Source organism: Streptomyces sp. NPDC047453 (genome assembly GCF_040643155.1).
Taxonomy (GTDB): domain Bacteria; phylum Actinomycetota; class Actinomycetes; order Streptomycetales; family Streptomycetaceae; genus Streptomyces.
This window is the reverse complement of sequence record NZ_JBEYTS010000001.1, coordinates 68,432-82,786: the sequence shown is the minus strand read 5'-3', so window position 1 is coordinate 82,786 and position 14,355 is coordinate 68,432. Positions and strand designations below refer to the sequence as shown.

The following is a 14,355-nucleotide window of genomic DNA, read 5'->3' as shown; positions in this document are numbered from 1 at the left end:
TGTTCGCCGGGGGCGTAGCGCGTGGCCTTCGGAAAAAGCGAACGGGCCCCAGGTCACCAACGTACCCGGGGCCCGCCCGCCGCGCGCATCCGTATGCCGTACGGATCAGGCCTCGGCCTTCTCCTCGCCCTCGCCCTCGCCCTCGGCGGCGGCGGCGTCGGCGTCGGCGTCGGCGTCGGCGTCGGCGTCGGCAGTCTCCGCCTCGTCCTCTTCGTCGTCCAGGTCGACGATCTCGCCGTTGGTGTCCTTCACGGTCGCGGCCTCGACCACGACGGCCAGGGCCTTGCCGCGGGCGACCTCGCCGACCAGCAGCGGAACCTGGTTCTGCTCGACGACCGCCTGCGCGAACTGGTCGGGGGACATGCCGGAGGAGGCGGCGCGCCGCATGAGGTGCTCGGTGAGCTCCTCCTGGTTGACGTTGAGCTTCTCCGTCTTGACCAGCTCGTCGAGGACGAACTGGGTCTTGATGCCCTTGACCGCGGCGTCGCGGGTCTCGGTCTCGAACTCCTCGGCGGTCTTGCCCTGGATCTCCAGGTACTTGTCGAGGGTGAGGCCCATCTGGCCGAGCTGGTGGTGCTCCAGGTTGTGCTTGCGGGTGTTGATCTCGTCCTCGAGCAGCTTCTCGGGGACCGGGACCTCGACCAGCTCGAGCAGCTTGTCCAGGACGCGCTCCTGGGCCTGCGTGGCCTGGTCGTACTGCTTCATGTTCTCCAGGCGCTTGCGGCTGTCCGCGCGCAGCTCCTCGAGGGTGTCGAACTCTGAGGCGAGCTGCGCGAAGTCGTCGTCCAGCTCGGGCAGTTCGCGCGCGGCGACCTGGGTGACCTTGACGGAGACCTCGGCCTCCTTGCCGGCCGCGGAGCCGCCCTTGAGCTCGGAGGTGAAGGTGGCCTCGCCACCGGCCTCCAGGCCCTTCACGGCGTCGTCGATGCCGTCCAGCAGCTCGCCGGAGCCGATGGTGTAGGAGACGCCGTTGGCAACGCCGTCCTCGAGCACCTCGCCGTCGACCTTGGCCTCCAGGTCGATGGTGACCACGTCGCCGTCCTCGGCGGCGCGCTCGACCGGGCTCGTCGAGGCGAAGCGCTCGCGCAGCTGCTCGACGGCCTTGTCGACGTCCTCGTCCGCGACCTCGATGGCGTCGACCTCGACCTCGATGCCGGAGTAGTCCGGGATCTCGACGGTCGGGCGGACGTCGACCTCGGCGGTGAAGTTCAGCGTCTCGCCGTCCTTCAGCTCGGTGATGTCGACCTCGGGCTGGCCCAGCGGGTTCAGCTCCGCCTCGTTGACCGCCTCGGTGTAGAACTTCGGCAGCGCGTCGTTGACGGCCTCCTCGAGAACCGCACCGCGGCCGAACCGCTGGTCGATGACGCGGGCCGGGATCTTGCCCTTGCGGAAGCCCTTCACCGTGACCTGCTGGTTGATCTTCTTGTACGCCGCGTCGAGGCTGTCCTTGAGCTCCTCGAAGGGCACCTCGACAGTGAGCCGAACCCGGGTCGGGTTCAGGGTCTCCACGGCGCTCTTCACGGTTCGGTCTCCTTGTGGCTGACTGCTTGGATTCTGCCGGGGCCAGATGGGTCCGGCGGATTTCGACCCGCCCGGAGGAGTTCGCAGGCCCAGCAGGACCGGACACACGGGCGCGCAGTTTGCATAGTAACCGCAGCCACTCCGCGCCCCCAAAGGCGATCACGCGTGGTGACGCCGACCGGCGGCCGGCGGATGGTCGGGGTGGCGGGATTTGAACCCACGGCCTTCCGCTCCCAAAGCGGACGCGCTACCAAGCTGCGCCACACCCCGTCTGGTGCGACAGGTAGGGTACATGCCCGCAGGCAGTGCGGACGCCGCATTCCACGACCACCGGGAGCGCGCCGGGCGCGAACGGCGACCTCGGGGGAACGGAGTGTGCGTCGACGGCGCACGACCCGCTACGATGCCTTGTGTGCCGCGGTCGGCAGACCAGCGGCGCCTTGTGTGCGGGCGTAGCTCAATGGTAGAGCCCCAGTCTTCCAAACTGGCTACGCGGGTTCGATTCCCGTCGCCCGCTCTGTACGGCTCAGGGCCGGGTCGGAGGATTGATCCTCCGACCCGGCCCTGAGCCGTTTCCACGAACACGGACTGCTCGCACCCCATCCCGCCGGGTCAGCGGCACGTCACCTGGCCGTCAGAAGCCGATCGAGTTGATCGTGTGCGCTATCGAGTTCAGGAAGCGGTTGATGGACGGCGCCATTCCGGTGGAGGCGAGGAAGAAGCCGAAGAGTATGGCGACGATGGCCGGGCCCGCCTTGATGGAGCCCCCTCGGAGCAGCACCACCAGGATGATCGCCAACATCAGCACCACTGACAGTGAAATGGCCACAACTGATCACACCCTCGGTCGGTCGCTCTCCCGGCCCGCGGACGCCAGCCCCGCGCACCCCGCTGGAACCATCGTGCCACCAACCCGGCTCCCCTATGCGGCGGCTGACACATCATCGGCCACGCCACTCGCTCCGGGGACCGCGCCCCTTGGGGCGGGGCGCTTCTCCGACCTTGATCCGTACGGCAATTCGGCGCCGTTCGGCGCACCGCCTCCGCAGGGAATTCAGCGTGATCTTTTACACGCCTGCACATTATGTTCGCAAGGAATTCGAATCATCGCCCAGAACGTGAACCCGTGCACCAACTCATCAGGATGAGTCCGGACATTGAGGGTGCGACTGCCCGCATGAAGGGAACGTGCGATGTGTCGACCATCACCCTTGAAGGCATGCCGACTTCGTCAAATCCCGGGTAGCCGCAGCGAATAACCGGCGTATGACGTCGGCGCTTTTACGGAACCCCGCGGACAACACTAGGGTGCCTCAGATGTTCCACGCTGCCTCGTCCCCCGGTCAGAACAGAACACCGCTCCCTCCGGCACAGTCACCGGCCCCCGGGGTGCCGAGTCCGCGCCGGTCGGACCAGTCGGGCGGAAGACCGGCCGCACAGCGCGACGCGTTCTTCGACAACGCCAAATACCTGGCGATCGTGCTGGTGGCAGCGGGTCACTCCTGGGCGCCGCTCATGGACGACAGCCGCGTCCTGCGAAGCCTGTACATGTTCGTGTACACCTTCCACATGCCGGCCTTCATCGTCATCTCCGGCTACTTCTCGCGCAGTTTCGACGCCCGGCCCGACCGGCTCAAGCGGCTGATCACCGGTGTCGCGGTTCCGTACATCGTCTTCGAGACCGCTCTCTCCCTCTTCAAGCGCTACGCCGGCCACAGCCCCGAACAGGACATCAGCCTCCTCGACCCCTGGTACCTGACCTGGTTCCTGTGCGCCCTGTTCATCTGGCGGCTGACCGCCCCCATCTGGAAACTGGTCCGCCGGCCGCTGCCGCTCGCGCTCGTCATCGCCATGCTGGCATCGGCCAGCTCGGCCATCGGCAACGACCTGGACCTTCAGCGGGTACTGCAGTTCCTGCCGTTCTTCGTGCTGGGGCTGTCGATGAAGGCCGAGCACTTCCGGCTGGTGCGCCGCCGTTCGGTGCGGATCGCGGCGGTGCCGGTGTTCGCGGCGGCGCTGGTCACCGCCTGGTGGGCGGCGCCGCGGATGAACACCTCCTGGTTCTACCACCGTGACGCCGCGCAGGATCTGGGCGCTCCCTGGTGGGCCGGCCCGGTGATGACGCTGGCGCTGTTCGGCTGCTCGGTGGTGCTGACCGCCTGCTTCTTCGCCTGGGTGCCGGGGCGGCGGATGTGGTTCACGGCGCTCGGCGCGGGCACGCTGTACGGCTATCTGCTGCACGGCTTCGTCATCAAGGGCGCCGACTTCCAGGGCTGGTTCGACCACGCCTGGCTGCACCGTCCGCTCGGCGAGATCCTCGTCACCGTCCTGGCGGCGACGGTCATCACCCTGCTGTGCACGCGCCCCGTGCGGCGGGTCTTCCGCTGCGTCATGGAGCCCGAGATGAAGTGGGCCTTCCGGCAGGACGCGGGCGATCAGACCCGCGAGCGCCGGGAGGCACAGCGGCCGCGGTGGGAGAAGGCCGGCTCGGTCAGCGCCTGAGAGGACCGGCCGGGAGCCCGAGAAGTGCGCGCATCCGTGCGTACTTCCCGGTCAGCCGGGTGCGGGTGGCCTCGTCGAGGACCGCGAGGCGGACCGGGTCGGCGTTGTGCGCCAGGTCCGCCTCCTTCACCAGGAGCGCGCCGGGCGTGGCGAGGATCCGCCGCGCGTACGCCTCCGGGTCCTCCCCCGCCCGCTTGGTGACCGCCAGCACGATGTCCTTCGTACGGCGGCTCAGCGCGGCCTCGCGCAGCCACCCTTCGGACAGGGCGCCGTCCTCCACGGAGTCGTGCAGCCAGGCCGCCGCGATCTGCTCGTCGTCACCGCCCCGGGCCCGTACGCCCTCGGCGACGGCCCGCAGGTGCTCGGCGTAGGGCCGGCCCGCCTTGTCGGTCTGACTTTGGTGAGCGGCCCGGGCGACGGTCTCGACCTCGGCCGGGGACATGGTGCGCGGGGTGCCAGGCGTGTCGGTCACCTGTCCAGTGTGTCAGCGTGCCGCCAGGGCCGTCGGGCCCTCGCGGCAGATCAGGAGCAGCGCGCGGTCGTCGTTGACGTCCTTCGCCACCGCTTCGATCAGGTGCCAGGCGGCGCCGTGGAAGCCGCCGGCGACATAGCGGTCGGCCTCGCCGGTGAGGCGGTCGATGCCCTCGACGATGTCGCGGTCGGACGTCTCCACCAGGCCGTCGGTGAACAGCATCAGGACGTCTCCGGCGCGCAGGGAGCCCTTGACCGGGTCGAACTGGGCGCCGTCGTAGACGCCGAGGAGCGGGCCCTCGGCGGCCTTCTCCTCCCAGCGGCCGCTGCCCGCGCTGAGCTGGAGGCCCGGCGGGTGCCCCGCGGAGTACAGCTCGTAGTCGCCGGAGTCCAGGTCCAGCACCAGATGGATGGAGGTCGCGAAGCCCTCGTCCCAGTCCTGGCGCAGCAGGTAGCCGTTGGCGGCGGGCAGGAACGCGTGCGGGGGCAGGCTGCCGAGCAGACCGCCGAACGCGCCCGACAGCAGCAGCGCCCGCGAGCCCGCGTCCATGCCCTTGCCGGACACGTCCGTGAGCACGACCTCCAGGGTGCGGCCGCCGTTCGTACGGGCGGCGACCACGAAGTCACCGGAGAAGGACTGGCCGCCGGCCGGGCGCAGCGCCATCTCGTGGTGCCAGCTGCCGGGCAGGTGCGGCAGCTTGCTCTGGACGCGGATGCGTTCGCGCAGGTCGAACAGCATGGTGCCACCGCGCCGCCAGGGCACGCCGACCCGGCTGCGGAACTGGGCGATGATCAGCCCGAAGAAGCCGCAGGCGGCGACCACGAGCACCACGCCCGGGGTCACCCTGGACGGGCCCTCCGTGTACGGCCCCAGCCGCACCGACTCCACGATCAGCGCCGTGGCCGCGGCGGCGTACAGGCCGAGCAGGCTCGCCGGGCGCAGCAGCAGCCCGCCGGCGACGATGGGCAGCACCAGCGCGACCGGGGAGAACCACACCGAGTTGGCGAGCGTCAGCACCAGGATCAGCGGGATGGTCAGCAGCAGACCGCCGAGCGCGATCCAGTCCGAGCCGTCCCCGCGGAAGTAGTCGACGGCGGCTCTGCGCACGCCGACGCGGGCCCGGTGCCACTGCATCTTCAACCGGGCCGTGAACGTCTCGGCTTCCGCGCGCCGCTGTCGTCCTGCTGCCATTAGTTGGGGACCCTATCCATCGGACCTGACGCTTGGCACGGGAGGTCCCACTTGTCCCCCGTCCGAGGCTCGGATTCACAGTGAACTTCACCGGCGGCCGTCTCGCTGCCACCCGGGCGAAATTCGTTCGCCTGTTCCGTGGCGCGCTGGTAGGCATGGCGCATGGCGACTGAGCGTGCGACCGAGCCGAGGGTGCTGCGGCGGGACGAGTGGGACCGCTGGTACGACAACCTGATCCGCGCCTTCGGAGGGGTCCCGGAGCCGGCCGAGGAGCGGGAGGCCTGGAACTCCCTCACCGAGCCGGACCGTTCCCTGGGTGTCTGGGACGGGGACGTGTGCGTGGGCACGGCGGGGGCGTTCCGCTTCCGGATCACCGTGCCGGGCGGCGACTCGCTGCCGGCGGCCGGCATCACGATGGTGAGCGTGGCCGCCACCCACCGGCGGCGCGGTGTGCTGACGTCGATGATGCGTCGGCAGCTGGACGACGTGCGCTCCTGGGGTGAGCCGCTGGCGGTGCTGACCGCCTCCGAGCCGGCGATCTACGGCCGCTTCGGGTACGGCGCGGCGACCTTCCAGCTCAGCGCCGAGATCGACACCGACCGGGCCGGCCTGACGGTCCCGGCCGGCACGGACGACGTACGCCTGCGGTACGCGGCGCCCGCCGAGGTGCTGGACGGCTGCGAGGCGGTGTACGCGCGGCTGGTGCCCGGCCGGCCCGGGATGCTGGCCCGGCAGCCCGGCTGGGAACGGCTGGCGCTGCTCGACCCGGAGAGCGCACGGGACGGCGCCTCGCCGCTGCAGTGCGTGGTCGCCGAGCGGGCGGGCGAGGTCACGGGGTACGCCCGCTATCGCGTCAAGCCCGGCTGGGGCGTCGGCGGGCCCGAGGGCGCGGTGCTCCTGACCGACCTGGCCGCGCTGGACCCGGAGAGCGACGCGGCCCTGTGGCGCTTCCTGTTCGGCATCGACCTGACCTCGACACTGATCCTGCGGGAGCGGCCGGTCGACGATGCCTGGCAGTACCTGGTGTCCGACATCCGGCGGTGCCGGCCGCGGCTGCGGGACGTGCTGTACGTACGGCTCGTGGACGTGGGCGCGGCGCTCGCCGCGCGGACCTACCAGACGCCGGTGGACGTGGTGTTGGAGGTGGCGGACGACTTCTGCCCCTGGAACGCCGGGCGGTGGCGGCTGACCGGGGACGCGAAGGGGGCGTCCTGCGAGCGGACCACGGACGCGGCGGAACTCTCCTTGTCCGTACGGGAGTTGGGGGCGACGTACCTCGGCGGCATACCGCTGTCCGGGCTGGCGGCGGCCGGGCGGGTACGGGAGCTGCGGCGCGGGGCGCTGTCCGAGGCGTCGGTGGCGTTCGGCTCGGCGGTGGCGCCGTGGCTGCCGCACGGGTTCTGAGACGGGCGTCTCATCCCACCTTCGCGGGCTGCTGGCAGGTGGGGCACCAGAAGAGGTTGCGGGCGGCGAGGTCGGCGGTGCGGATGTCCGTGCCGCAGATGTGGCAGGGCAGGGCGGTACGGCGGTAGATGTAGACCTCGCCGCCGTGGTCGTCGACGCGGGGCGGGCGGCCCATGGCCTCGGGGGTGTGCTCGGGGCGGACGGTGTCGATGCGGTTGTTGCGGACGCCCTCGCGCATGAGGGCGACGAGGTCGGCCCAGATGGCGTCCCACTCGCCCGGGGTCAGGTCCCTGCCGGGGCGGTAGGGGTCGACGCGGTGCCGGAAGAGGACCTCGGCACGGTAGACGTTGCCGACGCCCGCGACGACTTTCTGGTCCATCAGCAGGGCGGCGATGGTCGTACGGCTGCGGCGTATGCGGGCGTAGGCCCGGTCCGGGTCGGCGTCGGGCCGCAGGGGGTCGGGGCCGAGGCGGTCGTGCACGGCCTGCTTCTCGGCGTCGGTGATCAGGGCGCAGGTGGTGGGGCCGCGCAGGTCGACGTACGAGGTGGCGTTGGCGAGGCGGAGCCGGACGGTGTCCGTGGGCGGGGGCGCGGGGGCGTCGCCGAAGGTGACCTTGCCGAAGAGGCCGAGGTGGATGTGGATCCAGTCGCTGTCGCGGAAGCGGAGGAAGAGGTGTTTGCCGTGGGCTTCCGTGCGGGTGAGCTCCGCTCCGGTGAGGAGGGTGGCGGAGGTGGAGAACTTGCCCTGGGGGCTGGTGACGTGGGCCTGCCGGCCTGAGAAGTGGGCGGCGTAGTCCTGTGCGAGGCGGTGGATGGTGTGCCCCTCTGGCACGGGGTGTCCCTTCTTGCGGTTCCTTGCCCACCCACCCGACTCGGTGGCTGGAGGGGCGCCGGCCCTGGAGCTTCGCCCCGGACCCCGCTGGGGCTTCGCCCCGGACCCCGCTGGGGCTTCGCCCCGGACCCCGCTGGGGCTTCGCCCCGGACCCCGTTTCCCACCCACCCCCCGTCTCGGTGGGTGAAGGGGTGCCGAGCCTGGGGCTGCGCCCCAGACCCCCGCGGGGACTCCGTCCCCTGCACCCCTGGCAGAACTCGGCCGGGATCGAGGGCTGAGCCGGCCCGCAAGGTGGCGGCACGGCTCCCCTCAGGGCGCCGTGCCTTGGACGGTGAGGCGGTTACTGCTGGGGGTGGTGGGCCGGGATCGGGGGGAGGTCGCCCGTCGATTCGTAGGCCGTGAGCATGTCGATGCGGCGGATGTGGCGCTCGTCGCCGGAGAAGGGGGTGCCGAGGAAGGTCTCGACGAACTTCGTCGCCTCCTCCGTGGTGTGCATGCGCGCGCCCACCGCGACGACGTTCGCGTTGTTGTGCTGGCGGCCGAGGGAGGCCGTCTCCTCGCTCCAGGCGAGCGCCGCGCGCACGCCCTTGACCTTGTTCGCCGCGATCTGCTCGCCGTTGCCGGAGCCGCCGATCACGATGCCGAGGGAGTCGGGGTCCGCGGCCGTGCGCTCCGCGGCGCGCAGGCAGAAGGGCGGGTAGTCGTCCTGGGCGTCGTAGATGTGCGGTCCGCAGTCGACGGGCTCGTGGCCCGCCGCCTTGAGCCACTCGACGAGGTGGTTCTTGAGTTCGAAGCCCGCATGGTCGGAGCCGAGATACACGCGCATGGTCCGAGTGTGACACGGCGGAATGCGCGCGGCAGCGCCGGGTCACGTGCACTATCACATCCGCCAGAAGAATGTGGCTAATCTTTCAAAGCTCAAAGAAACCTCAAGTAACAATTACATTTCGAAGGTTCACGGATTCCAATGCCTCCGTTTCACTGGAGCATCCCGTGCACCGCTCGTACGGGAGACCGCTCCACCCGAGCAAAGGAATTCCCCCCATGACTTCGCAGCCGACCCTGTCGGAGACCGGAAGCGGCCATACGAACCCCGAGGGCCACGGTTCGGGACTCCAGGCCGGGCTCAAGAACCGCCATCTGTCGATGATCGCCATCGGCGGTGTCATCGGCGCCGGTCTCTTCGTCGGTTCCAGCTCGGCCATCGCCACCGCCGGACCGGGCATCCTCCTCTCCTACGCCCTCGTCGGCACGCTCGTCGTCCTCGTGATGCGCATGCTCGGCGAGATGTCCGCCGCCAACCCCACCTCCGGCTCCTTCTCCGCGCACGCCGACCGGGCGCTCGGCGGCTGGGCCGGGTTCTCCATCGGCTGGCTGTACTGGTTCTTCTGGGTCGTCGTGCTGGCCGTGGAGGCGACGGCGGGCGCCAAGATCCTCTCCGGCTGGGTGCCGGCCGTGCCCCAGTGGGGCTGGGCCCTCATCGTCATGGTGGTACTGACCGCCACCAACCTCGTCTCCGTCGGCTCCTACGGCGAGTTCGAGTTCTGGTTCGCCGGGATCAAGGTCGTGGCGATCGCCGCGTTCATCGTCGTCGGCGGACTGGCCGTCTTCGGCGCACTGCCCGGCGTGCACAGCGACAAGGCGGGGCTCGGCAACCTCACCGACCACGGCGGGTTCCTGCCCAACGGGCCCGGCGCCATCCTGACCGGTGTACTGCTCGTCGTCTTCTCCTTCATGGGCAGTGAGATCGCCACCCTCGCGGCGGGCGAGTCGGAGGACCCGCAGCGCGCCGTCACCAAGTCGACCAACAGCATCATCTGGCGTATCGGCGTCTTCTACCTCGGCTCCGTCTTCGTCGTGGTCGCCCTGCTCCCCTGGAACGACAAGGCGATCACCGAGAAGGGCTCCTACGTGGCCGCCCTCGACTCCCTCGGTATCCCGCACGCCGGTCAGATCATGAACTTCATCGTGCTGACGTCGGTGCTTTCCTGCCTCAACTCCGGCCTCTACACCGCCTCCCGGATGGCCTTCTCGCTCGGCGAGCGCGGGGACGCGCCGAAGGCGTTCGCACGGACCACCCGCCGCGGTGTGCCGATGGCCGCGATCGTCTCGTCGGTCGTGTTCGGCTTCGTGGCCGTGTTCTTCAACTACAGGTTCCCGGACTCCGTATTCCTCTTCCTCGTCAACTCCTCCGGCGCGGTCGCCCTGTTCGTCTGGCTGGTGATCTGCTTCTCGCAGCTGCGGATGCGGAAGATCATCCAGCGGGAGGCGCCGGAGAAGCTGGTCGTGAAGATGTGGCTGTACCCGTATCTGACGTGGGCGGCGGCCGCGCTGATCGTCTTCGTCTTCGGCTACATGCTGACCGACACCGAGCACGACGGCCGCGAGACCGTGCTGCTGTCGCTGCTGGTCGCGGCGATCGTGCTGGTGATCTCCTTCGTCAAGCAGAGGTTCGGGAGCGGCCGTACGGCTGTCGCGGCCCCGGCCGCCGAGGAGAAGGACAAGGTCGCGGCCGGCTGACGACGGTCGCGGCAGGGCCCGGCAGGCGCAGTCGGGCCTGACGGTCCGGAACGCGAAAGAGGCCCGCCGGAGCGTCGCAGGGCGACGCGGCGGGCCTCTTTCACACGATTTCGCGGGATTTCCGCGGGATTCTCGCGGGCTTTCGCGAGTACGGCGGGAACCTCTCGCCAGTACCGGCGGGAACTACGGCATCGCGAAGCGGTCGGTCACTTCCCCGCCAGCTTCCAGGCGCTGGGCAGCAGGCCCATCGCCAGGGCGGCCTTGAGGACGTCGCCGATCAGGAACGGGGTGAGGCCGGCGGCGAGCGCGGCGGACGCCGACATGCCGGTGGCCAGGGCCAGGTAGGGCACGCCGACCGCGTAGATGATCGCCTGGCCCAGCACCACCGTGCCGGCCGTGCGCCAGACCTTGCGGTCCCCGCCGCGGCGGGCCAGGGCGCCCACGACGGTGGCGGCGAGCAGCATGCCGAGGACATAGCCGAAGGAGACGGAGCCCGCGCCCGAGGCGCCGCCCGCGAACCACGGCACGCCCGCCGCGCCCGCGAGCGCGTACAGCGCGAGGGCGAGGAAACCGCGGCCGGCGCCCAGCGTGGTGCCCACGAGCAGCGCCGCGAAGGTCTGACCGGTCACCGGCACCGGGGAGTGCGGGACGGGCACCGCGATCTGGGCGGCGAGTCCGGTGAGCGCGGCGCCGCCCACCACGAGGGCCACGTCCCGGACACGGGACGTGGGCAGCAGGTCGGCGAGGACGACCCCGGTACGGGCGGGGGTGGCGGCAGCGGTGCTCATGGGGACTCCGCGGAGTGAGGACAGTTCGGGACAGCGTGACGCTATCCCAGCGGCGGCGCGGCGATCACCGTCAGCGCTCGACAAGGGGGGGACGGACGCTTGGTCGGTTTCACACAAAGGAAACGCCCTACACCCGGCGGCACGTGACGCCTGTCACTGAGGTGGCGCGGTTTCCGCCACTCGGGCCGAGGGCACGGCGACTGTAGGGTCCCACCAAACGGCTCGACGGCTGGATCATGGGCGGTGCCGCGCGCCGCACACCGGCCGCGACGGCCCGTGCGGGTAATCACCGTCTCACTCTGCGCACAGGGCGCGTCCGGATGGTGAGCGGGCGCTCCGTCGCGGTGGAGCGGCCGCCCAGACTGTGGGCGTTTTCGCATCTGCCCCCCACCGGACGAGCCTCCCCATGCCAAGCGACACCGCCTCCCCCCATCTCTCGGCTTCACCGGAGCAAGGGGGACCCCCGTCGACGCCCCCGCGGGTGGACGACGCCTCCCTGTCCCACGGCCTGAAGCAGCGCCATCTGTCGATGATCGCCCTCGGCGGTGTGATCGGCGCCGGCCTCTTCGTCGGCTCCGGCGCGGGCATCGCCGCCGCCGGCCCCTCGATCGTCGTCGCCTACGCCCTGTCCGGCGCGCTCGTGATGCTGGTCATGCGGATGCTGGGCGAGATGTCGGCCGCGTACCCGTCGTCGGGCTCGTTCTCCGCGCACGCCGAGCGGGCGTTCGGTCCGTGGGCCGGTTTCACCGCGGGCTGGTCGTTCTGGGTGCTGCTGTGCACCGCGGTCGGCCTGGAGGGCATGGGCGCCGCGAAGATCGTCACCGGCTGGCTGCCGGGCACGCCGGAGTGGGCGTGGGTGGCGCTGTTCATGGTGGTGTTCTGCGGCACGAACCTGGCCGCGGTGAAGAACTTCGGCGAGTTCGAGTTCTGGTTCGCCGCGCTGAAGGTCGGCGCGATCGCCCTGTTCCTGGTCCTCGGTGTGCTGGCCGTCGCGGGCGTGCTGCCCGGCACGGACTCCCCGGGCGTCTCGAACCTCACCGACTTCCTGCCGCACGGCGGCCACGGCCTGGTCATCGGCCTGCTCGCCTCGGTCTTCGCCTACGGCGGCCTCGAGACAGTCACCATCGCGGCGGCCGAGTCGGAGAACCCGGTGCGCGGCGTGGCGAGCGCCGTGCGTACGGCGATGTGGCGCATCGCGCTGTTCTACGTCGGCTCCATGGCGGTGATCGTCACGCTCGTCCCCTGGGACTCCGAGGAGGTCGTCGGGAAGGGCCCGTACGTCGCCGCGCTGGACCACCTCGGCATCCCGGGGGCCGGTCAGCTGATGAACGTGGTGGTGCTGGTCGCGCTGCTGAGCGCGATGAACGCCAACATCTACGGCTCCTCGCGCATCGCGTACTCGCTGGTCGAGCGCGGTCAGGGCCCGAAGGCGCTGGCGAAGGTCTCCGGCGGGGTGCCGCGGACCGCGGTGCTGGCCAGCTCCGTCTTCGGTTTCGTCTGCGTGCTGCTGAGCTACTGGCGGCCCGACGACGTCTTCCCCTGGCTGCTGAACATGATCGGCGCGGTGATCCTCGTCGTCTGGGTCTTCATCGCCGTCTCGCAACTGCGGCTGCGCCGCACGCTGGAGCGGGAGGCGCCGGAGAAGCTGGTGGTCCGGATGTGGGCGTTCCCATGGCTGACCTGGGTGGCCCTGGCCGGTATGGCGGCGGTCTTCGTCCTGATGGCCGGCGAGTCCGGCACGCGGGTGCAGCTGTACTCGACGGGCGCCATGACACTGTTCCTGGCGGCGGCCGGGTACATCCGGCAGTGCGGGCGCGCCCGCAGCTGACGCGCCCCGGAACGCCGCCCGGGTCCGTCCGGCGTCGTGATCGTCTGCTCACCCCTCGCCCGTCACCCTTCACCCGGCAGGCGGAAAGAAGTAAGCCCCCTCGAGAACCTGACTCGCGGGGGCTTCGCCTTCGGATGCCGCCCTGGCAGGGCCGGTTCCGCCCCCGGCAGGACCGGTTCCGGGCTCGCGGCGCGGCACCCGCGCCCTTACGATCCCAATTCCGGCGAATCGTACAGCGATCCGACGACCGGACCGGAGGCGCGCATGCCCGACTACATCCACTGCCCCAACTGCCCCGAGAAGAAGTTGCACCCCTTCGGCAAGGTGGGCCCGGACGAGGCGAAGCACATCAACGAGGCACGCGGAGTGCGGGACGGCCACGGCTGGTGGCGGTGCGAGAGCCAGAGCCCCAAGGGACGCTGCCTGTGGGTCCAGCCGCGCTGGACCCAGGCGAAGGGCTTCAGCCTCCCCGAGAGCTTCCGCTGACCGGCCGGGTCAGAGGTTGCTGAAGTCCGGTCCCACCGTGCGGGTGCGCTTGATCTCGTAGAAGCCGGGGACGGAGGCGACCGCGAGGGTTCCGTCCCAGAGCCGGGCGGCCTGCTCGCCCTTGGGGGTGGGGGTGACGACCGGGCCGAAGAAGGCGATCTGCTCGCCGTCCGGGCCGGGAACCGCGATGACCGGGGTGCCGACGTCCTGGCCGACCTTCTCGATGCCCTCCTTGTGCGAGGCGCGCAGTTCGGCGTCGAACTCGAAGTTCTCCTGGTCGGCGTAGTCGATCAGGTCGGCGGGCAGGCCCACCTCGGCGAGCGCGGCGACGACGGCCTCGCGGGTGGGGCCCTCGCCGCGGTTGTGGAAGCGGGTGCCGAGCGCGGTGTAGAGCGGGCCGAGGACGTCCTGGCCGTGCTTCTGCCAGGCCGCGGTGACCACCCGCACCGGCCCCCACGCCTTGGTGGTCAGCAGCTCCCGGTATTCCTCGGGCAGTTCGTCCAGCCTCGGCTCGTTGAGCACCGCGAGGCTCATGATGTGCCAGCGGACCTCGATGTCCCGCACCTTCTCCACTTCCAGCACCCACCGGGACGTGATCCAGGCCCAGGGACACAGCGGGTCGAACCAGAAGTCGACGGGAGTCTTGCCGGACGACGGGGTCGCGGCGGAGGCGGTCTCGGACATGGCTCTCCTCGGTAAAGGGTCGTTGAACTGCCAACATCGACGGTCGTGCACGGCATTCCCGGCTGCCGCGCGGCAAACCCGCATGGCAGGATCGGTGCTGTCCACATCGTGAAACCATCCGAGGGAG

13 protein-coding genes and 2 tRNA genes are annotated in these 14,355 nt (G+C 70.5%); 6 read left to right on the top strand and 9 right to left on the bottom strand.

The annotated features are described in order from the left end of the window. Positions 1-105: 105 nt before the first annotated feature. Positions 106-1,521, bottom strand: a complete 1,416-nt coding sequence (tig, locus tag ABZ818_RS00345; RefSeq protein ID WP_361408444.1) for a trigger factor — start codon at positions 1,519-1,521, stop codon at positions 106-108. A 193-nt stretch (positions 1,522-1,714) separates the two neighbouring features. After that, positions 1,715-1,791, bottom strand: a tRNA-Pro gene (locus ABZ818_RS00340). Positions 1,792-1,967: 176 nt separating this feature from the next. Between ABZ818_RS00340 and ABZ818_RS00335 the strand changes: the two genes are divergently transcribed. Beyond that, a tRNA-Gly gene (locus tag ABZ818_RS00335) sits at positions 1,968-2,038 on the top strand. A gap of 117 nt (positions 2,039-2,155) precedes the next feature. On the opposite strand, the gene ABZ818_RS00330 is transcribed toward ABZ818_RS00335, so the two are convergent. Continuing rightward, positions 2,156-2,350, bottom strand: coding sequence for a hypothetical protein (locus ABZ818_RS00330; RefSeq protein WP_361408442.1), 195 nt, complete (start codon positions 2,348-2,350; stop codon positions 2,156-2,158). Between the two features lie 488 nt (positions 2,351-2,838). Between ABZ818_RS00330 and ABZ818_RS00325 the strand changes: the two genes are divergently transcribed. Then, positions 2,839-4,023, top strand: coding sequence for an acyltransferase family protein (locus ABZ818_RS00325; protein ID WP_361408439.1), 1,185 nt, complete (start codon positions 2,839-2,841; stop codon positions 4,021-4,023). On the opposite strand, the gene ABZ818_RS00320 is transcribed toward ABZ818_RS00325, so the two are convergent. Both ABZ818_RS00320 and ABZ818_RS00315 read right to left on the bottom strand, forming a co-directional pair. After that, positions 4,013-4,465 carry an HD domain-containing protein gene (locus ABZ818_RS00320; protein WP_361409560.1) on the bottom strand — a complete coding sequence of 151 codons (453 nt, stop codon included), beginning with the start codon at positions 4,463-4,465 and terminating at the stop codon, positions 4,013-4,015. The genes ABZ818_RS00325 and ABZ818_RS00320 overlap by 11 nt on opposite strands. Positions 4,466-4,507: 42 nt before the next feature. Beyond that, the gene (locus ABZ818_RS00315; protein ID WP_361408436.1) at positions 4,508-5,686 is read right to left on the bottom strand and encodes a PP2C family protein-serine/threonine phosphatase; all 1,179 of its coding nucleotides are present in this window, start codon (positions 5,684-5,686) and stop codon (positions 4,508-4,510) included. 162 nt (positions 5,687-5,848) lie between these two features. Here ABZ818_RS00315 and ABZ818_RS00310 point away from each other — a divergent pair, with 162 nt between their 5' ends. Then, positions 5,849-7,090, top strand: coding sequence for a GNAT family N-acetyltransferase (locus ABZ818_RS00310; RefSeq protein ID WP_361408433.1), 1,242 nt, complete (start codon positions 5,849-5,851; stop codon positions 7,088-7,090). Positions 7,091-7,100: 10 nt separating this feature from the next. On the opposite strand, the gene ABZ818_RS00305 is transcribed toward ABZ818_RS00310, so the two are convergent. Together ABZ818_RS00305 and ABZ818_RS00300 are read right to left on the bottom strand one after the other, a co-directional pair. Further along, positions 7,101-7,922 (bottom strand): DNA-formamidopyrimidine glycosylase family protein, encoded by an 822-nt coding sequence (locus tag ABZ818_RS00305; protein ID WP_361408430.1) that lies wholly within the window; start codon positions 7,920-7,922, stop codon positions 7,101-7,103. Positions 7,923-8,262: 340 nt separating this feature from the next. Continuing rightward, positions 8,263-8,748, bottom strand: a complete 486-nt coding sequence (locus ABZ818_RS00300; RefSeq protein WP_141360894.1) for a ribose-5-phosphate isomerase — start codon at positions 8,746-8,748, stop codon at positions 8,263-8,265. A gap of 218 nt (positions 8,749-8,966) precedes the next feature. Here ABZ818_RS00300 and ABZ818_RS00295 point away from each other — a divergent pair, with 218 nt between their 5' ends. Next, positions 8,967-10,442, top strand: coding sequence for an amino acid permease (locus ABZ818_RS00295; RefSeq protein ID WP_361408427.1), 1,476 nt, complete (start codon positions 8,967-8,969; stop codon positions 10,440-10,442). A gap of 206 nt (positions 10,443-10,648) precedes the next feature. Here ABZ818_RS00295 and ABZ818_RS00290 read toward each other — a convergent pair whose 3' ends face one another. Continuing rightward, positions 10,649-11,230 carry a biotin transporter BioY gene (locus tag ABZ818_RS00290; RefSeq protein ID WP_361408424.1) on the bottom strand — a complete coding sequence of 194 codons (582 nt, stop codon included), beginning with the start codon at positions 11,228-11,230 and terminating at the stop codon, positions 10,649-10,651. A gap of 481 nt (positions 11,231-11,711) precedes the next feature. On the opposite strand from ABZ818_RS00290, the gene ABZ818_RS00285 reads away from it, so the two are divergent. Both ABZ818_RS00285 and ABZ818_RS00280 read left to right on the top strand, forming a co-directional pair. Further along, positions 11,712-13,058, top strand: a complete 1,347-nt coding sequence (locus ABZ818_RS00285; protein WP_361408421.1) for an amino acid permease — start codon at positions 11,712-11,714, stop codon at positions 13,056-13,058. Between the two features lie 264 nt (positions 13,059-13,322). Beyond that, positions 13,323-13,544, top strand: coding sequence for a hypothetical protein (locus tag ABZ818_RS00280; protein WP_361408419.1), 222 nt, complete (start codon positions 13,323-13,325; stop codon positions 13,542-13,544). A 9-nt stretch (positions 13,545-13,553) separates the two neighbouring features. Here ABZ818_RS00280 and ABZ818_RS00275 read toward each other — a convergent pair whose 3' ends face one another. After that, on the bottom strand, positions 13,554-14,228 hold the full coding sequence (locus ABZ818_RS00275) for a DsbA family protein (protein WP_361408416.1): 675 nt from the start codon (positions 14,226-14,228) through the stop codon (positions 13,554-13,556). Positions 14,229-14,355: the final 127 nt, after the last annotated feature.

What these genes read in the sequence shown, in the direction of transcription:
- ABZ818_RS00325 (WP_361408439.1), top strand. Translation starts at nt 2,839, where the DNA reads ATGTTCCACGCTGCCTCGTCCCCCGGTCAGAACAGAACACCGCTCCCT.
- ABZ818_RS00320 (WP_361409560.1), bottom strand. Translation starts at nt 4,465, where the DNA reads ATGTCCCCGGCCGAGGTCGAGACCGTCGCCCGGGCCGCTCACCAAAGT.
- ABZ818_RS00315 (WP_361408436.1), bottom strand. Translation starts at nt 5,686, where the DNA reads ATGGCAGCAGGACGACAGCGGCGCGCGGAAGCCGAGACGTTCACGGCC.
- ABZ818_RS00310 (WP_361408433.1), top strand. Translation starts at nt 5,849, where the DNA reads ATGGCGACTGAGCGTGCGACCGAGCCGAGGGTGCTGCGGCGGGACGAG.
- ABZ818_RS00300 (WP_141360894.1), bottom strand. Translation starts at nt 8,748, where the DNA reads ATGCGCGTGTATCTCGGCTCCGACCATGCGGGCTTCGAACTCAAGAAC.
- ABZ818_RS00295 (WP_361408427.1), top strand. Translation starts at nt 8,967, where the DNA reads ATGACTTCGCAGCCGACCCTGTCGGAGACCGGAAGCGGCCATACGAAC.
- ABZ818_RS00290 (WP_361408424.1), bottom strand. Translation starts at nt 11,230, where the DNA reads ATGAGCACCGCTGCCGCCACCCCCGCCCGTACCGGGGTCGTCCTCGCC.
- ABZ818_RS00280 (WP_361408419.1), top strand. Translation starts at nt 13,323, where the DNA reads ATGCCCGACTACATCCACTGCCCCAACTGCCCCGAGAAGAAGTTGCAC.
- ABZ818_RS00275 (WP_361408416.1), bottom strand. Translation starts at nt 14,228, where the DNA reads ATGTCCGAGACCGCCTCCGCCGCGACCCCGTCGTCCGGCAAGACTCCC.